The organism is Streptomyces sp. CoH27 (assembly GCF_020181035.1).
GTDB classification, from domain to species: domain Bacteria; phylum Actinomycetota; class Actinomycetes; order Streptomycetales; family Streptomycetaceae; genus Streptomyces; species Streptomyces camelliae.
The window spans coordinates 39,006-55,329 of record NZ_JAIQYY010000002.1 but is presented as its reverse complement, the minus strand read 5'-3'; the positions used below and the strand labels follow the sequence as shown (position 1 = coordinate 55,329).

Here is a 16,324-nt window from a genome sequence, read left to right as displayed (position 1 = left end):
CCCCCCCCCCGACCGGCTGATCCAGCTCGCCGAGGAGCGCGGCGGCGACGACGACGTGGCGCTGCTCCTGCTGCGCCGCCGCGTCCCTGAGGCCCCCCGGGCCGGCGGCCGGCTCCAGCAGCACGTGGCCCCGGGCGACCCCGAGGCCCTCGTACAGGCCCGGCACATGGTCCGCGGCGCGGTCCGCGCCTGGGACGCCGGCGCGCGGGCCGACGAGATCGAGCTGGTCGCCGACGAACTGGTCACCAACGTCCTGCTGCACACCGAGGGCTCCGCGGTCGTCACCCTGCGGGTGCTGGACGGCAGCGACCGCAGGCTCCGTATCGAGGTCGAGGACTCCTCCAGCGCCCTGCCCCGCCGCCGTGACGCGGGGGAGGACGGCGTCTCCGGCCGCGGCCTGCTCCTGGTGGACCTGCTCGCCGACGTGTGGGGCGTGGAGGCGCGCGGCGGCGGCAAGGCGGTGTGGTGCGAGTTCCTGACACCCGGGCCGGCCTGACCGCACGGGCCGCGGACGCCGCGCATGGCACGCTGGACGTATGCCGGAACTGCCCGAGGTGGAAGCCCTCCGGGACTTCCTGACCGAGCACCTGGTCGGCCACGAGGTCGTCCGGGTGCTGCCGGTCGCGATCAGCGTCCTGAAGACGTACGACCCTCCCCTCGGGGCGTTCGAGGGCAGCGAGGTCACCGCCGTGCACCGGCACGGGAAGTTCCTCGACATCGCAGGGAGCACCGGCCTGCACCTGGTCACCCATCTGGCCCGCGCGGGCTGGCTCCAGTGGAAGGACCGGCTCCCCGACGGCCTGCCCAAGCCGGGCAAGGGCCCGCTCGCTCTGCGGGTGGCGCTGGAGACCGGCGCGGGCTTCGACCTCACCGAGGCCGGCACCCAGAAACGGCTCGCGGTGTACGTCGTCCACGACCCGCGGCAGATCGAGGGCATCGCCCGGCTCGGCCCGGACCCGCTCGCCGACGGCTTCGACGAAGGCCGCTTCGCCGCGCTGCTCAAGGGCGAGAGGCGGCAGCTGAAGGGCGCCCTGCGGGATCAGTCCCTGATCGCGGGCGTCGGCAACGCCTACAGCGACGAGATCCTGCACGCCGCGAAGATGTCCCCGTTCAAGCTGGCCTCCTCGCTCACCCAGGAGGAGACCCGTCGGCTCTACGCGGCGCTGCGCACCACGCTCACCGAGGCGGTCGAGCGCTCCCGGGGCGTGGCCGCGGGGCGGCTGAAGGCGGAGAAGAAGAGCGGGCTGCGCGTCCACGGCCGTACCGGCGAGCCCTGCCCGGTCTGCGGTGACACGGTCCGCGAGGTCTCCTTCAGCGACTCCTCGCTCCAGTACTGCCCCACCTGCCAGACGGGCGGCAGGCCGCTGGCCGACCGCAGGCTGTCCCGGCTGCTGAAGTGAACCTCAGGGCGCCTGGACGGACACCAGACGCTGCCCGTCGGCGGTGCGCACGTCGTAGCGGGCGATCTGGTCGGGGTGCAGCGGTGAGGCGCCCTGCGCCGTGACGGTGCCGGTGTCGCGGCCGGTCTGGGTCCAGGTGCCGGCGATCTGTTCGGAGCCGTCGCGGCCCACGACGACGAGCCGGCAGGTGTGCGGGCCGGTGTGGTCCTGGACCCGCAGCAGCAGCCGGCTGCCGGTGTCCCCGTCGTCGGCCGTGACCTCGGCCCACACCCCGGTCCGCGGATCGGTCGCCGCGGTGACGTGCGCGGCCGCCGCATCATGACCGGTGAAGGCCATCAGGCCGGAGCCGGCCACGGCCAGCACCACGGAGGCGGCCAGGCCGTACAGGAAGCGCCGCCGGCCCGCCCGCCGGCGGCGGGCGACCTCGCCGAGCAGCCGCTCCAGCAGCCGGGTACCGGGCTGTGCCATGGGGTGCACGAAGCGCGGCGTGGCCCGGCGGTACAGCATCAACTGCCGTGCGGCAGGGCCGAATTCGGTCACCTGTGCCGCGCACCGAGGGCACTCCATGAGGTGGTCCTCGAAGCGGAAGGCGTCCGCCTCGTCCAGCACGCCGAGCGCGTACGCGCCGACATCGCGATGCCTTTCCTGGGACCTCATGCCGAATCCTCGTGCCGTTGGGTGTGGGTGGGGTTACTCCTTGCTCCCACCCGTACGCAGCCGACAGCGGAATCACTCAAGCCACCCACGGAATCCGGGTCAAGAGATTCGGAGCGGCCCGGCCCGCGGATTGGTCGGGTTTCCGGAAACCTCAGAAAAGGTGGATCGCCAGATGTCCGAGCGGCAGCCCGAGCCGCCAGGCCGGTGTCCACACCTTCGGCCCGTCGTCCTCGCCGAGCACCCCGGCCCCGCCCGGCACCGCGTCCAGGTCGGGCGCGAGCAGCTCGGTCTCCTCCAGCCAGCGCCAGGCGTCGGCGGCCAGGGCCAGGTCGGGTGAGCGGGTGCCGGCCTCGGCGGCCCGCTCGGTCAGCTCGGCCATGCGCTCGCGCACCCAGTCCTGCCACGGCTGGTCGTACGCCGTCAGCGACAGCCAGTGCTCCAGCTGGGAGATCACCCGGATACCGGACAGTTCCCCGTCGGTGTCGGACAGGAAGACGGTCAGCGCCAGCGCGTCCCGGCCGGCCCGGAACTCGAAGGACGTCGGCGGCATGAGGTCGCCGGTGCGCAGCAGCTCGTCGGCGATGTACTCGGCGTACAACCAGGCCATGGGGACGGCCAGTTCACCACCACCGGTGCCGTCCGTGCTCTCGTGCCCTCTGTGCAGCATCCCTTCCTGCCCTTCCTCCGGTACGCGCGTGGCCCGACCCCCGTCGGGTCGCGGCCCGGTCCCCGCCCGGAACACCGTGAGGACAGCCCATTGCCCCAATGGGGGCCACAGCAAGGCGCTTTACCGAGGTTTGACCAAGGTTCCGGTTTCAGTGCAGGTCGGCCGCGTAACCCGGCAGGACCCGGCGCAGCGCGCGCAGCGCGTAGTACGCGCGGGACTTCACGGTACCGGGTGGCACGCCCAGGGTCCGCGCCGCTTCCGCCACACTGGCCCCGAGGAAGTACACCAGTACAAGGACGTCACGGTGCTCCGGCGTGAGGGTCTTCACAGCCTCGCGCACATCGAGCATCGCGGCCGCCCGTTCGGCGTGATCGGCGGTCACCCGGGCGGTCTCGGGGACCTCGCCGCCGGCCTCGGGGGGCCGCGCCTGGCGGGCCCTGCGGGCGTCGATCGCGAGCCGCCGGGCCACGGTCAGCAGCCAGGGCCGTACCGAGTCGAAGTCCTCGGCGTGCAGCGCCTCGGGGTGCTGCCAGGCGCGCACCAGGGTCTCCTGGACGAGGTCCTCGGCGCGCTGCCGGTCGCCGTCGCAGAGCCGGAGCAGGAGGGCGAACAGGGGGCCGCCATGCTCGCGCTGGAGCGCGGCCAGTTCGTGTTCGGCGGTCGTCGTCCCGCGGGTGAGTGAGGTTGCGGCCGTCATGGCCGTATGCCAGCGCAGTGCGCGGGCGGGGGACAGGGGGCGGGCGCGGCCGTGCGGCGGGCGGTCGATCGCGTCGGCGAACGGTCGGACGGGCGGCCCGGCGGTGCGCCGGACGGGCTAACGGGAGCGGATGGTCCGTTTATCTGCCGGGCGAGATTCGTACCCATATGCCCGTCACGGCTTTTGTCAGTAAATACGACATTCCTGGGGTGAGCTGATGTTCGGACGCAGACAAAAAGTGGCCCTGGCCCTCACCGCCGTCCTCACGGCGGCGGCAGCCTGCACGAACCACGCACGGCAGCAGAGCGCGGACCCGGCGACCGGCGCCGCCGCCCGCGGCTTCCCTCTCGTCGCCTCCGGGGACGTCCTGCCCCACACCTCCGTCATCGACCGCGCGGCCTACGACGGCGCCGGGCGCGACTAGGACTTCGGGCCCACGCCCGCCGGTGCCGAACCCGTCGCCTCCCGCGCCGATCTGGCGCTGTGTCACATGGAGGCCGTACGACGGCGCCTGGGTGATCCACGGCATGGCGACCGGATCGCCGACGCGATGTACGGCCACCGGAGTGTCCGGGACCAGCGCGGCGGCCGGAGCTCAGGCGGCGGGCGGCCGCTCGGCCAGCGCCGAGTGCCGGTAGGAGTAGCGGAAGTAGATCACGCAACCGATCACGAACCACACCGCGAACCGCACCCACGTCTCCCACGTCAGGTAGGTGATCAGCCAGATCGAGAAGACGACCCCCAGCGCGGGCACGACCGGCATCCACGGCGTGCGGAAGGTGCGCGGCAGGTCCGGCTGCCGGTAGCGCAGCACGATGACCGCCGTGCACACCACGACGAACGCCAGCAGGATGCCGATGTTGGTCAGCTCGGCCGCCGAGCCGATCGGCACGAACCCGGCGATGGCCGCCGAGCCCGCCCCGACGATCCAGGTCACCCGGGTCGGCACATGCCGGGTCGGGTGCGTCTTCGCGAACCACTTGGGCAGCAGCCCGTCGCGGGACATGGAGAACCACACCCGGGTCACGCCCAGCATGAACGTGAACATCACGGTGAGGATGCCGATGATGGCGCCCACCGCGATCACGTCCGCCAGCGCGTTCAGGCCCACCGACTTGAACGCCGTGGCGAAGCCGCTCTCCTTGTTGATGTGCCGGTAGTTCTGCATGCCCGTCAGGACCAGACAGGCCGCCACGTACAGCACCATCGAGATCGCCAGCGAGTAGATGATCGCCTTCGGCATGTGCCGCTGGGCGTCCTTCGACTCCTCGGCCGCCGTCGACATCGCGTCGTAGCCGAACACCGCGAAGAACACCGTGGCCGCGCCGGTGAAGGCGCCGCCGATGCCGTACGGGAAGAACGGGTGATAGTTCGCGGAGTCGATGTGGAACACGCCCACCCCGATCACCAGCAGCACCACCAGGACCTTCAGTGCCACCACGAGCGTCTCGAAGCGGGCCGCGCTGCGGATGCCCAGGTTCAGCAGCCAGGCGATCAGCAGGCACAGCACGACCGCGAACAGATCGACCCGGTGCCCGTCGCCGGTGCCCGGCGCGCCCAGCATCCAGTGCGGCAGGTTGGCGCCCATCTCCTGGACCAGGAAGCTGAAGTAGCCCGAGATGCCGATCGCCACCACCGCCACGATCGCGGTGTACTCCAGCAGCAGGTCCCAGCCGATGAACCAGCCGGCGAACTCGCCGAGCACCGCGTAGCCATAGGTGTACGCCGACCCCGCCTTCGGGATCAGCCCGGCGAACTCGGCGTACGACAGCGCCGCGCACGCGCTCGCGACACCGGCGATCAGGAACGACACCAGCACCGCCGGTCCGGCCGTGCCGTTGGCCACCGTGCCGGCCAGCGTGAAGATGCCGGCGCCGATGATGCCGCCGACGCCGATCGCGGTGAGCTGCCACAGGCCCAGCGACCGGTCCAGCCGGGGGCCCTCGCGGACCTCCGTCTCCTCGATGTGCTCGATGGGTTTGCGCCGGAGAATGCCCTCACCCGCGCGGATCCTGACCATGAGCCTCACCTCTTCACCGACGGCAAACGGCTGCCGGCGGCTCATGATGGCCGAGCAGGGACCCGTACGGAAGACGCCACGCATGGGCGCCCCCACCTGACCAGTGCGTCTCGGCACTCGCACAACCATTGGTTGTGATCGGCGCCCTTCCGGTTGTTTGCCCCCAGTAGCGTCCAGCAGATTTCATGTCCTCCGTCAACGGGAGGTTGTGCATGAAGCTGGGGCGGCAGTTCGGATGGCTGTGGGGAGCCTACGCGGTCAGTACCTTCGGCACCTGGCTCGCCTTCGACGCCCTCGCGATGATCGCGGTCCTCGTGCTGCACGCCGGCTCCGCCCAGGTCTCGCTGCTGGCTTCCGCAGGCGTGGCCGTCGGCGCGGTGGCCGCCGTACCCGTCGGACCCTGGGTGGAATTCCGCCGCAAGCGCCCCGTGATGATCACCGCCGACCTGGTGCGCTGCGCCGCGCTGCTCAGCCTGCCCGCCGCCTACGCGCTCGGGATGCTCGGCTTCGGGCAGCTGCTCATCGTCTCGGTGATCGTCGCGGCGGCCGACATCACCTTCACCGCCGCCTCCGGCGCCCACCTCAAGGCCCTCGTGCCGGCCGCGGACCTGCTCACCGCCACCAGCCGGTTCGAGTCCACCACCTGGACCGCCACGGTGCTCGGCCCCCCGCTCGGCGGCGCCGCGATCGGCCTGCTCGGACCCGTGACGACCGTGGTCGCGGACGCCGTCAGCTATCTGCTCTCCGCCCTCGGCATCCGCGCCATCGGCACCGGCGAGCCCCGCCCGCAGCGCACCGCCGCACCCCGCGCCGGCGACCTCCTCGACGGCTGGCGGCACCTGCTCACCAGCCCCGCCCTGCGCCCGCTGTTCCTCAACTCGCTGGCCAACAACGCCCTGATCATGGCCACCTCGCCGGTGCTGTCGGTCCTCATGCTCGGACACCTCGGCTTCACCCCCTGGCAGTACGGCCTCGCCTTCGCCGTGCCCTGCCTCGGCGGACTGCTCGGCTCCCGGCTGGCCCGCCCGCTCGCCACCCGCTACGGCCGCCGCCGGGTCCTGCTCACCGCCGGCGTACTGCGCGCGCTGTGGTCCGTCGGCCTCGCCTTCGTCCGCCCCGGCCTGCCCGGTCTGCTGGTCGTGATGGTGACCGAGGCCGGCCTGATCACCTGCTCGGGCATCTACGGCCCCGTGCTCGCCGCCGAGCGCCTGGAACTGACCCCGGACGACCGGGTGGCCCGTACCCTCGCCGCCTGGTCCGTCACCGGCAAGGCCACCACCGCCGCCGTCACCGCCCTGTGGGGCCTGCTGGCCGCCGCCACCAGCCCGCGCACGGCGATCGCCGTGGCCGGAGTCCTGCTCCTCGCCACCCCGCTGCTGCTGTGGCGCCCCACGCGCGCTACGGAACGACCGTCACCGGCCAGCGCCCCGCCTTCACCAGCCGCACCGCCACCGAACCGATGATCCGGTGCCCGGCCTGCTCCGAGGCACCGACGACCACCGCGTCCGCCTGGAGCTCGTCGGCCGCCTTCACCAGCCCGGTGTAGGGGTCGCCGCGGAAGGTGTGGAACTCCCAGCGCACCTCGAATATCCCCTTGACCCGCTCGGCCGCCTCCCGGATCTGCGCCACCAGGTCCTCGGCGATCTCGTCGGTCGTCTCCGCCACCGGCGCGCCGAGGGCCGCCCCGGCCGCGAGCACCGGCTGCACGTACACCACGGCCAGCAGCGCGTGCTGGCGCCGGGCGAGCCCGCCCGCGTACGCGGCGGCGCGCATCGAGGAGTCGGAGCCGTCCACCCCGACCACGATGACCTTCGGCCCGTCCGTACCCCGCTCGAATCGGTGCGCGGGCGAGTGAGAGTGCTGCCCCTGCTGTTCCGTCACGGCCGTGAGGCTATCGGAACCGGCGGTTCCCGATAAGGCACGGGGCCGTATCGCAGCAGGACAGCGCGCCGTTCCGGCCCCGCGCCGGGCTCTCGACGGGCGAGCCGCCCGACCGCTTCCTACAGTCGGAACCATGACCGCGAGTGCCGGGCCCGCCGAACGGAGGGACCCCACGACGCCGGTACGCCCGTCCGCCGGCGGGCGCCTCGGCTGGGTGCCCAAGGCCTTCGCGACCCTGTTCGGCGCACTCGGCCTGCTGTGCGCCCTGGTCGCGCTCATCGAGCCCCTGCGGGACCTGCTCCAGCCGGTCATCCACACCCTCGACATGCTCCTGGTGCCCATCAGCGCCAACCTCGCCTACGCCGTGTTCCTGTTCCTGCTGGCCGGCGCCACCGCCGCCCGCAAGAAGGTCGCCTGGTGGCTGGTCGTCGTCTACCTCGGCCTGGTCGTCCTCAGCGACGCACTCGGTGTGGGCGTCGGGCTGTACACCGAGTCGCTGCTGTCCCTGGCGGTGTCCGGCCTGCTGCTGGTCCTGCTCGTCGTGGCCCACGGGGAGTTCTACGCCGCCTCCCGCCGCGGCGCCGTGTGGCGGGCCCTCGGTGTGCTGCTGGCCGGGCTCGTGGTGGCGATCCTGCTGGGCTGGGGCCTGGTCATGATGTTTCCGGGCACGCTCCCGGCGAACGAACATCTGGCCTGGGCGGCCGACCGGGTCCTCGGCGGACTGTTCCCGCCCGGCGCGTTCGCCGGCCGCCCGCCGCGCAAGGTCACCTTCGTCCTCGGCCTCCTCGGCGCCCTCGCGCTGCTCAACGCCGCCGCCGCGCTGTTCCGCTCCCAGCGTCTGGAGGCCGCCCTGCACGACGACGAGGAGGCCCGCATCCGCGCCCTCCTCGCCGACTACGGCGAGCGGGACTCGCTCGGCTACTTCGCCACCCGCCGGGACAAGGCCGCCGTCTTCTCGCCCAGCGGCAAGGCCGCCGTCACCTACCGCGTCGAGGCCGGGGTGTGCCTGGCCAGCGGCGACCCCGTCGGCGACATGGAGGCCTGGCCGCACGCGATCGCCGCCTGGCTGGACGTGGCCCGCCGCTACGCCTGGGCGCCCGCCGTGATGGGCGCCTCCGAGGAAGGCGCCCGTGCCTACGTCCGCGCCGGGCTCGGCGCCCTCCAGCTCGGCGACGAGGCGATCCTGCAAGTGGCCTCCTTCGACCTGAACGGCCGGGACATGCGGGTGACCCGGCAGGCCGTGCACCGCGTCGCCCGCACCGGCGCCACCACCCGGATCCGCCGCCACGCCGCACTCGGCGAGCGGGAGATGGAGGAGGTCATCGGCAAGGCCGACGCCTGGCGCGACACCGAGACCGAACGCGGCTTCTCCATGGCCCTGGACCGGCTCGGCGACCCCGCCGACGGCGACTGCCTGCTCGTGGAGGCCCTCGGCGAGGACGGCCGGCTGCTCGCCCTGCTCTCCTTCGTGCCCTGGGGGCGCGACGGCATCTCCCTGGACCTGATGCGCCGTGACCGGACCGCCCCCAACGGGGTCATGGAGTTCATGATCGCCGAACTGTGCGCCGCCGCGGCGAAGCTGGGCGTCCGCAGGATCTCGCTGAACTTCGCCGTCTTCCGCTCCGCCTTCGAGGAAGGCGCCCGCATCGGCGCCGGACCCGTCCTCAGATTCTGGCGCCGTCTGCTGCTGTTCTTCTCCCGCTGGTGGCAACTGGAGGCCATGTACCGGTCCAACGTCAAATACCACCCCGAGTGGTACCCGCGTTTCATCTGCTACGGAGAGACCGCCGCCCTCGCCCGCATCGGGCTCGCCTCCGGAATCGCCGAAGGCTTCGTCCCCGTACCGTCGTTGCGCAAGCTCTGGGGCAAGGGGCATCCGAAGGCCGGGCCGCGGCCCGCCACCACAGCGGGCCTGCCGTCCCTGACGGCGCCCGGCCCCGAAGCCGGGGAGGGGGCCGGGCCGGCGGCCCCGGAGGCGGGCCTGCCCGACCAGGTCCGCGTCCGCCGCCGCACCCTGGACCGGCTGCGCGCCGCCGGCACCGACCCCTACCCGGTCGGCGTCCCCGCCCCCAGCCACGCCCTCGCCGACGTCCCCGAAGGAACGGACGTCACCGTCGCCGGACGGGTCATGCTGGTCCGCGACTTCGGCGGCATCGTCTTCGCCGTGCTGCGCGACTGGTCCGGCGACCACCAGATCGCCCTGACCCGCGACGGCACCGGCGCGGCCGCCCTCGACCGCTTCACCGCCGACGCCGACACCGGCGACCACATCACCGCCACCGGCCACGCGGGCCGCAGCGACCACGGCGAGCCCACCGTCTTCGTCACCGACTGGCAGCTCACCGGCAAGTGCCTGCGCCCGCTGCCCGACAAACGGCGCGGCCTCACCGACCCCGAGGCCAAGGTCCGCCGCCGCTACCTCGACCTCGCGACCAGCCCCGCCGCCCGCACGGTCCTGCGGGCCCGCTCCGCTGCCGTACAGGCCCTGCGACGGGGCCTGCTGGACCGTGGCTACGTCGAGGTCGAGACTCCGATGCTCCAGCCGGTCCACGGCGGCGCCACCGCCCGCCCCTTCACCACCCACATCAACGCCTACGACCTCGACCTGTACCTGCGCATCGCCCCCGAGCTGTATCTGAAACGGCTGTGCGTCGGAGGCCTGGAGAAGGTCTTCGAACTCGGCCGCACCTTCCGCAACGAGGGCGTCTCCTACAAGCACAACCCCGAGTTCACGATGCTGGAGGCCTACCAGGCGCACGCCGACTACACCGTGATGCTCGACCTCACCCGCGAACTGATCCAGGGTGCCGCGAGCGCCGCCTTCGGCTCTCCGGTGGCCCGCAGGGACGGGCAGGAGTACGACATCTCCGGGCCCTGGCCGGTCAGGACCGTGTACGGGGCGGTCTCCGAGGCGGTGGGCGAGGAGATCGGCCCCGGCACCGAACTGCTGCGGCTGCACCGGCTGTGCGACCGCACCGCAGTGCCGTACACCGCCGACGACACCCCGGCCGACGTCGTCCTGGAGATGTACGAGCGGCTGGTCGAGGAACGCACCCGGCTGCCCACCTTCTACAAGGACTTCCCGACCGACGTCTCCCCGCTGACCCGGCAGCACCGCACCGACCCGCGGCTCGCCGAGCGTTGGGACCTCGTCGCCTTCGGCGTCGAACTCGGTACCGCCTACTCGGAGCTGACCGACCCCGTCGAACAGCGCCGGCGGCTCACCGAGCAGTCGCTGCGGGCCGCCGGCGGCGATCCGGAGGCCATGGAGCTGGACGAGGACTTCCTTCAGGCCCTCGAATTCGCGATGCCCCCGACCGGCGGCCTCGGCCTCGGCGTCGACCGGCTCGTCATGTTCCTCACCGGCCTGACGATCCGGGAGACCCTGCCGTTCCCGCTGGTGCGCCACCGCTGACCCCCGGCTCCGGGCCGGCCGCGGGAACGGCGCGGCGGGGCAGGGCCAGCAGCGCGATCAGCGCGGCGGTCAGGCACAGCGCCGTACCGAGGTCGAAGCAGTGGCGGACCTCGTGCGCGAGGACGACCTTGTACTCCTTCAGACCGGCGAGCGTCCCCGTCGTCGTGTTCCGCTCGGCGACCGTGATGACACCGACGAACAGGGAGGCGCCCAGACCGGCGCCGAACTGCCGGGAGGAGTTCAGCTCCTGGGGGAGCGCACCGCTGCCGCCCCGCGCGAAACCGGCGGGCAGGGCGAGCACCCCGCAGCCGAACGCGATCAGCAGCAGCGGCAGCTGCACCGCGCCGAAGCCGTAGCCCGCCCCCGGAAGGCCCAGCAGCACGAACCCGGCGGCCGCCACCACGCACGCCCCGGCCACCGTACCGGCGAGCCCCGCACGCGCGGCCACCACGGGCAGCACCGCACACCCCAGCACCACCCCGGCGACCGCGGGCAGCAGGGCCCAGCCGACCTGCATCGGGGACAGATTGCCGAGCAGCTGCAGGGCGAACATCAGGACGAGCACGGCCCCGGCCAGGCCCGCCGCCAGCAGCGCCACCACCGTGTAGGCGCCGAACGCGACCCGCTCCGTGTACAGCCGGGACAGCAGGGCCGGCACCCGCTCGCCACGGCCCAGCCAGCCCAGCGCGGACGGCAGCAGCGCGGCGCCCACGGCGATGACGATGACCGTCGTGACGGACACACTCCGGCCGCCGAGCCAGTCCGCGAACCACGCGAGGAAGCCCAGCGGCACGACGGCCAGCGCGGCACCGCCCACCCGGCTCCGTGCCCCGGGCACCGGCTCGGTCTCGGCCAGCGCCACCGGGGTCAGCACCAGGAGCACCAGCCCGGCCACTGCCTGCACCCAGAAGACCGTGTTCGCCGTCCGCACGCTGTCCAGCAGCATCGTGCACGGCAGCAGCACGGCCGGGGTGGCGCAGGCGACGACCGCGAAGTGCACGTTCAGCGCCCGGTCCCGGTCCCGGCCCGCCGGATGCGTGGCGTCGATCAGCGCCAGCGCGCCCGCCGTGATCACCGCCGCCGCCACACCCTGCACCGCCCGCGACGCCAGCAGCACCCAGGCGGCGGACGACAGCGCGGGCGCCGCGGCGGCGAGGCTCGACAGCGCGAACCCGCCCATCAGCACCCGCCGGTGCCCGAGTGCCCGGCCGAGCGCCCCCGCGAGCACCGGCAGCGCCGCGAAACACACGCTGTACACGGACAGCAGCCAGGTCAGCCCGGAGAACGACAGATGCCGGTCGAACTGAATCAACGGCAGCCCCACCGCGAAGACCGCGGTGTCGAAGACGACCAGGATCTGGGCGACGGCCAGCAGCACCACCGCCAACGCCCCGCGGCCCGGCCCGCGTTCTCCCCCGTGCACCAACTCGGCTCGCCCCCTGTGTCCGTTCTCCGGCAGTGTGTGCGGACTGAATGACTTATCAGAGCCCCCGGACGGTTCCCCACCGGCCCCCGCTGGTCCGACCGGGTGCTTTCCCGCCCTCGCACCGGTGTCGTCGTGGTGTGCCGGAGGCCGGTGGGGCGAGTGATGAGTCATGCAGAAGGATCAGTTCTTCACCCGGCGCCGGATGCTCCTCGCCGGCGCCGCAGCAGTAGGGGCCGCGGGCACTGCCGGAGTCGTTCTCGCGGGCGGCACCGAGGAGACCGCCCGCATCCCCGCCGCCCCCGCCCCCGGCCCGCAGGCCCGTCAGGCGCTCACGCCCTCCGCGTTCCGGCTCCAGCCGCTCACCGGATACGGCCCGCCCCGCCCCGCGCCGCGCAAGCTGAAGGTGCGCACCGAGCCGATCCTGAAGATCTCCGGGCGCGGCCGGCACATGATGCTGACCTTCGACGACGGCCCCAACCCCGACTACACCCCGCACATCCTGGACACCCTCGCCAGGTACGACGTGCGGGCGATGTTCTTCCTGTGCGGCGAGTGCGTCGTCGACAACAGGGAACTCGTGGCCCGGATGGCCGACGAGGGCCATGTCGTCGGCAACCACACCTGGACCCATCCCCTGCTGACCACCCTCGATCGCAGGCAGATCCGCGACGAGATGGAGCGCACCAGCGACGCCATCGAGGACTCCTACGGCGAGCGCCCCCAGTGGTTCCGGGCCCCCTACGGCGCCTGGAACCGGGCCGCGTTCCAGCTCGGCGCCGAGATGGGCATGGAGCCGATGGCCTGGACGGTGGACACCACCGACTGGATGACGCCGGGCACCTCCACCATCATCGACCGGGTGGAGAGCGGCGCCGCCCCCGGTGTCGTGGTGCTCTCCCACGACGCCGGCGGCGACCGTTCGCAGACCGTCCACGCCATCCGTGAATGGCTGCCCCATCTCCTCGACTCCGGATATCACATGACCGTGCCGCGCCGCCGCACGTGACCCTTCACCAGGGGTTTCGCCCGGCCGGCCGAGGTGGCTTCAGTCCACCGCGACCAGCCGGGCGAAGACCACGACATTCCCGTCGTAGCCCTTCTGTTTCGAGAAACCGCCCCCGCAGGTGATGACCCGCAATTCCGGGGTGCCCTTCGAGCCGTACACCCGGTCACCGGGGAAATCGGCCTTCGAGAAGACCTCGATTCCATAGATCTCGAACACCGCGGTCTTTCCGTCCCTGCGCAGAGCCTCGACCCGGTTTCCCTGCTTCAGGGCCCCGAGTCCGTAAAAGACGGCGGGGCCCTGCTGGTTGTCGACGTGCCCCACGACGACCGCGGTGCCTTTCTCGCCGGGGGAGACCGCACCGGTGAACCAGCCCGCGAGGTTGGGGTCCCCGGGCGGGGGTGCGCCGACCCAGCCGTCCGTGTCCAGGCCGACCGGCATCACCGGCGCGTCCACCTGGATCGCGGGGATCCGCACCCGCTCGACGGCCGAGAACGCGAGCGGCGCCGGAGCCCCGGCGAACGTGCCCGTACGGCTGTCCGGGGCCGCCGCCGAGGCCGGCTGCGGCGGGCCGATGTCGAACTCCCCCGAACCGTTCCGGATGAGCGCCAGGCCGGTCAGCAGAACAAGCGCTATCACGCCCCACGGGGCGCGCTTGCGCCGCCGCTCCTCCTCTTCGGCGAGCTCGTACAGTCCGGACGCAGACATTCGCCATCCCCTCTCGCCGCGGCCGCCGCCGCGTGCGTCGCGCATGGGAAAACGCTAAATCCCGCGCGCGGTGCGGGCGACGGGGTGAGCGGCGAACGGGTGGCCCGCGGCGGATGCGGTGCGCCATCCGAGGTGCCGTTCCCGGGAATTTCCTGACGGCCCGTGACCTGCGACAATATCCGACTGTGTGATTTCGGTCCGGTGTGTTGCCTCACCAGGACGGACCATTCCCGGCATGCGGGCGTGTTCCCGGGGTCCGAGGGCCTTTTCCGGGAGGTGTCGTCTCGCCGATCGACCGGGAGCCGGACCCGGGCGTCTCCCGCGGGGGATCACATGCGAAACCGACGTGCTCTCGCGGCCGTGTGGGCCGCTGTCGCTGTGCTCGGGCTCGCCGCCCCTGTGGCCGTCGCGGACGGCATGGGCACCGGCCGCGGGGACGGCGGGCGGCACTCGGATCGCGGGTCGGACCGTGGGGACGACTTCGGGCGGGGCGACGACAGCGGGCGGCGTGTTCCGGCTGCGTCGCCGGCACGGGAAGCCGATCTGACGCCGTTGCCGGTGCGGGGTCAGATGCCGTCCTCGTGGGCACGGCGGCGCGCCAGGCGGTAGGCCGTGCCGAGCGAACCGGCGATCAGCAGCGCGCCGAGGCCGATCTCCTTGACGTCGAACCCGCCGACACTGCCGCCCGCACCGGCCCGCACCCCGTGCTGCACCGGCGGAAGCGGCGCGTAGGGCTGGTCGTAGGGCTGGTCGCGCTGATCGCCGTCGCGGCCGCCGGCGATGGTGAGGTCGGTGGCCCCGCTCGCCCCGTCGCAGCGGAACGTCACGGAGTGGGCGGCCCCGGGTCTGGCGTTCCGGTCGACCACGACGGTCGCCGAGGAGCGCTCCGGCGGGATCCGTAGCGTGTCGAAGACCCCGGAGGACACCGTGGCGGTGCCCCGGCAGCCGCCGCCGTCCCGGTCGACCTGGAGGCGCACCCGGTCCCCGGCCGCGATGGCGGACGGGGCGACCCGGAAACCGAACGGCGTGCCGTCGTGGTCGTCACCCGCGAGGGCGGCCGATGCGCTGAGGGCGAGGGCGAGGGTGCCGGCGCCCAGCAGAGCGGCCGAAGCGACGCGTATCGCGCGCATACTGCTTCCTCCGGTCCCGAGGAGCGGCCGCGGACCTGTTTCCGCCTGGGCCAGGAGCGCACCTCGATGACCGCAACGTTAGGAACGTCCGCACACCCGCGCGATCGGAGTAGCGCGAATGGGGCACGGGTGTGCGTCGTCCGGGAAAACGGTCCTGCGGCCGGGTGGCATCCGGCCGCGAGGCTATTTGGTGAGGCCCGGGAACAGATTCGTGAACGGTTCCGCGGTCACCGCGATGCCCCGGCTGAAGGGGGCGTCGAAGTCCCAGATGAGGAACAGCATGAAGGCGATGGTCGCGGAGAACAGCCCGGCCAGCACCAGTTCGCGCTTCGTGCGCCGGATCTGCAGCGCGAACACCATGCCCACGGTGACCAGCCCGCCGACGAGAAGCCCCCACCACACCACCGCCGGCATGGTGGCCCCGGTGGAGTCGGCCCGGTCGTTGCGCGCCTGGTCGGCGGCGGTCATCTGGTCCAGCAGCGGCTGGTAGGCCTGCGCCTCGAAGTCGTTCTTCGGCTGGTAGTCGGTGACATCGTGACGGACCTTCTGCAGCAGCTCGCCACCGCGGTCGGTGACGCGCTCCTGGTTGGACATCGTCTTCCACTCGTGGTCGACGACATAGCTGACATAGGTGTTGACATCAGTCCGGATCCGGTCACGGACGTCCGGCGGATAGATCCGGACCCGCTCCGAGATCTCGTGCAGCGCCTGGGCCTCGCTCTGCACGTAGTCCTGGGCGGAGCTGCGGGCCTCCCACACGCCCGCGATGGCCAGACCGAGGACGATGGCGTACACGACACCGATCCACATCGTCATGTACTCGATGACGTCCGGGGTCTCGCTTGGGTCCTCGTCGTCGGGTGCCCGCCGGTTGCGCAGGACGGTGACGACCACCACGACGGCACAGGCCGCCAGCATCGCGAGGACGAGAACAAGCCAATCCGGCAACGGATACCTCCAGGGTGAGCGGCGGCGCGTCAGCGCGGGCGCAGGGCCGCGACGGCGACGATCGCGGGGACGGTGATGAGCAGGACGTAGATGACGGGCGTGGTGGTGCCCGTCGCCCGGTGACTGACGGGATGGGAGCGGTACGCGGGGTAGCTCACCGGGGTCACCGAGGGCCGCGGCGCGGGCTTCGGCCTCGGTGCCGGTGTGGGGGTCGGGGTGGGCTTCAGGACCGGGCGTGGGGCCGGCGGAGGCGGCGCGGGCCGGACCGGGAGCTTCGGCTTCGGGGCGGGCTTCGGCGTCGGGCGCGGAGGCGGCGTCGGCTTCGGGGGTGGTGGGGGCGGTGGCGGTGGGGGAGGCGGTGGCGGTGCCGGC

16 protein-coding genes are annotated in these 16,324 nt (G+C 72.7%); 6 read left to right on the top strand and 10 right to left on the bottom strand.

Going from position 1 to position 16,324, the window contains the following annotated elements; all coding sequences use genetic code 11:
• Nucleotides 1-496: ATP-binding protein (locus tag LE548_RS03070; protein ID WP_225095035.1), on the top strand; the 496-nt coding region annotated here is incomplete at its 5' end.
• Nucleotides 497-536: 40 nt separating this feature from the next.
• Nucleotides 537-1,400: an Fpg/Nei family DNA glycosylase gene (locus tag LE548_RS03065; protein ID WP_225095034.1), complete on the top strand. Its 864-nt coding sequence runs from the start codon at nucleotides 537-539 to the stop codon at nucleotides 1,398-1,400.
• A 3-nt stretch (nucleotides 1,401-1,403) separates the two neighbouring features.
• Here the strand turns inward: LE548_RS03065 and LE548_RS03060 are convergent, their stop codons facing one another.
• From LE548_RS03060 to LE548_RS03050, 3 genes are all read right to left on the bottom strand, one after another.
• On the bottom strand, nucleotides 1,404-2,057 hold the full coding sequence (locus LE548_RS03060; protein WP_225095033.1) for a zf-HC2 domain-containing protein: 654 nt from the start codon (nucleotides 2,055-2,057) through the stop codon (nucleotides 1,404-1,406).
• Nucleotides 2,058-2,208: 151 nt separating this feature from the next.
• Nucleotides 2,209-2,724, bottom strand: coding sequence for a hypothetical protein (locus LE548_RS03055; protein WP_225095032.1), 516 nt, complete (start codon nucleotides 2,722-2,724; stop codon nucleotides 2,209-2,211).
• Nucleotides 2,725-2,872: 148 nt separating this feature from the next.
• Complete coding sequence (locus LE548_RS03050; protein ID WP_225095031.1) at nucleotides 2,873-3,421, bottom strand: sigma-70 family RNA polymerase sigma factor; 549 nt, start codon at nucleotides 3,419-3,421, stop codon at nucleotides 2,873-2,875.
• Between the two features lie 217 nt (nucleotides 3,422-3,638).
• Between LE548_RS03050 and LE548_RS03045 the strand changes: the two genes are divergently transcribed.
• Complete coding sequence (locus LE548_RS03045) at nucleotides 3,639-3,845, top strand: hypothetical protein (protein ID WP_225095030.1); 207 nt, start codon at nucleotides 3,639-3,641, stop codon at nucleotides 3,843-3,845.
• Between the two features lie 171 nt (nucleotides 3,846-4,016).
• Here the strand turns inward: LE548_RS03045 and LE548_RS03040 are convergent, their stop codons facing one another.
• A complete protein-coding gene (locus LE548_RS03040) occupies nucleotides 4,017-5,441 on the bottom strand; it encodes an amino acid permease (protein ID WP_225095029.1) in 1,425 nt (474 codons plus the stop codon).
• Between the two features lie 212 nt (nucleotides 5,442-5,653).
• Here LE548_RS03040 and LE548_RS03035 point away from each other — a divergent pair, with 212 nt between their 5' ends.
• A complete protein-coding gene (locus LE548_RS03035; protein ID WP_225095028.1) occupies nucleotides 5,654-6,904 on the top strand; it encodes an MFS transporter in 1,251 nt (416 codons plus the stop codon).
• Here the strand turns inward: LE548_RS03035 and LE548_RS03030 are convergent.
• Nucleotides 6,840-7,322 (bottom strand): universal stress protein, encoded by a 483-nt coding sequence (locus LE548_RS03030; RefSeq protein ID WP_225095027.1) that lies wholly within the window; start codon nucleotides 7,320-7,322, stop codon nucleotides 6,840-6,842. The genes LE548_RS03035 and LE548_RS03030 overlap by 65 nt on opposite strands.
• Nucleotides 7,323-7,455: 133 nt before the next feature.
• On the opposite strand from LE548_RS03030, the gene lysX reads away from it, so the two are divergent.
• A complete protein-coding gene (lysX, locus tag LE548_RS03025; RefSeq protein WP_225095026.1) occupies nucleotides 7,456-10,737 on the top strand; it encodes a bifunctional lysylphosphatidylglycerol synthetase/lysine--tRNA ligase LysX in 3,282 nt (1,093 codons plus the stop codon).
• On the opposite strand, the gene LE548_RS03020 is transcribed toward lysX, so the two are convergent.
• Complete coding sequence (locus LE548_RS03020; protein WP_225095025.1) at nucleotides 10,682-12,160, bottom strand: MFS transporter; 1,479 nt, start codon at nucleotides 12,158-12,160, stop codon at nucleotides 10,682-10,684. The two genes, lysX and LE548_RS03020, sit on opposite strands and share 56 nt — an antisense overlap.
• Nucleotides 12,161-12,332: 172 nt before the next feature.
• Here LE548_RS03020 and LE548_RS03015 point away from each other — a divergent pair, with 172 nt between their 5' ends.
• Nucleotides 12,333-13,169, top strand: a complete 837-nt coding sequence (locus LE548_RS03015; RefSeq protein ID WP_225095024.1) for a polysaccharide deacetylase family protein — start codon at nucleotides 12,333-12,335, stop codon at nucleotides 13,167-13,169.
• A 39-nt stretch (nucleotides 13,170-13,208) separates the two neighbouring features.
• Here the strand turns inward: LE548_RS03015 and LE548_RS03010 are convergent, their stop codons facing one another.
• The 4 genes from LE548_RS03010 to LE548_RS45315 form a co-directional block, all read right to left on the bottom strand.
• Entirely contained in the window at nucleotides 13,209-13,874 is a 666-nt protein-coding gene (locus LE548_RS03010) for a class F sortase (RefSeq protein WP_225095023.1), read from the bottom strand.
• Between the two features lie 566 nt (nucleotides 13,875-14,440).
• On the bottom strand, nucleotides 14,441-15,004 hold the full coding sequence (locus LE548_RS03005) for a hypothetical protein (protein WP_225095022.1): 564 nt from the start codon (nucleotides 15,002-15,004) through the stop codon (nucleotides 14,441-14,443).
• Between the two features lie 183 nt (nucleotides 15,005-15,187).
• Nucleotides 15,188-15,952, bottom strand: coding sequence for a DUF4239 domain-containing protein (locus tag LE548_RS03000; RefSeq protein WP_225095021.1), 765 nt, complete (start codon nucleotides 15,950-15,952; stop codon nucleotides 15,188-15,190).
• A gap of 29 nt (nucleotides 15,953-15,981) precedes the next feature.
• Nucleotides 15,982-16,110 (bottom strand): hypothetical protein, encoded by a 129-nt coding sequence (locus tag LE548_RS45315; RefSeq protein ID WP_263635641.1) that lies wholly within the window; start codon nucleotides 16,108-16,110, stop codon nucleotides 15,982-15,984.
• Nucleotides 16,111-16,324 lie beyond the last annotated feature (214 nt).

Excerpts from the sequence above, each read along its gene's own strand:
- LE548_RS03045 (WP_225095030.1), top strand. The coding sequence starts at position 3,639 with ATGTTCGGACGCAGACAAAAAGTGGCCCTGGCCCTCACCGCCGTCCTC.
- LE548_RS03010 (WP_225095023.1), bottom strand. The coding sequence starts at position 13,874 with ATGTCTGCGTCCGGACTGTACGAGCTCGCCGAAGAGGAGGAGCGGCGG.
- LE548_RS03015 (WP_225095024.1), top strand. The coding sequence starts at position 12,333 with ATGCAGAAGGATCAGTTCTTCACCCGGCGCCGGATGCTCCTCGCCGGC.
- LE548_RS03065 (WP_225095034.1), top strand. The coding sequence starts at position 537 with ATGCCGGAACTGCCCGAGGTGGAAGCCCTCCGGGACTTCCTGACCGAG.
- LE548_RS03050 (WP_225095031.1), bottom strand. The coding sequence starts at position 3,421 with ATGACGGCCGCAACCTCACTCACCCGCGGGACGACGACCGCCGAACAC.
- lysX (WP_225095026.1), top strand. The coding sequence starts at position 7,456 with ATGACCGCGAGTGCCGGGCCCGCCGAACGGAGGGACCCCACGACGCCG.
- LE548_RS03055 (WP_225095032.1), bottom strand. The coding sequence starts at position 2,724 with ATGCTGCACAGAGGGCACGAGAGCACGGACGGCACCGGTGGTGGTGAA.
- LE548_RS03060 (WP_225095033.1), bottom strand. The coding sequence starts at position 2,057 with ATGAGGTCCCAGGAAAGGCATCGCGATGTCGGCGCGTACGCGCTCGGC.
- LE548_RS03040 (WP_225095029.1), bottom strand. The coding sequence starts at position 5,441 with ATGGTCAGGATCCGCGCGGGTGAGGGCATTCTCCGGCGCAAACCCATC.
- LE548_RS03035 (WP_225095028.1), top strand. The coding sequence starts at position 5,654 with ATGAAGCTGGGGCGGCAGTTCGGATGGCTGTGGGGAGCCTACGCGGTC.
- LE548_RS03005 (WP_225095022.1), bottom strand. The coding sequence starts at position 15,004 with ATGCGCGCGATACGCGTCGCTTCGGCCGCTCTGCTGGGCGCCGGCACC.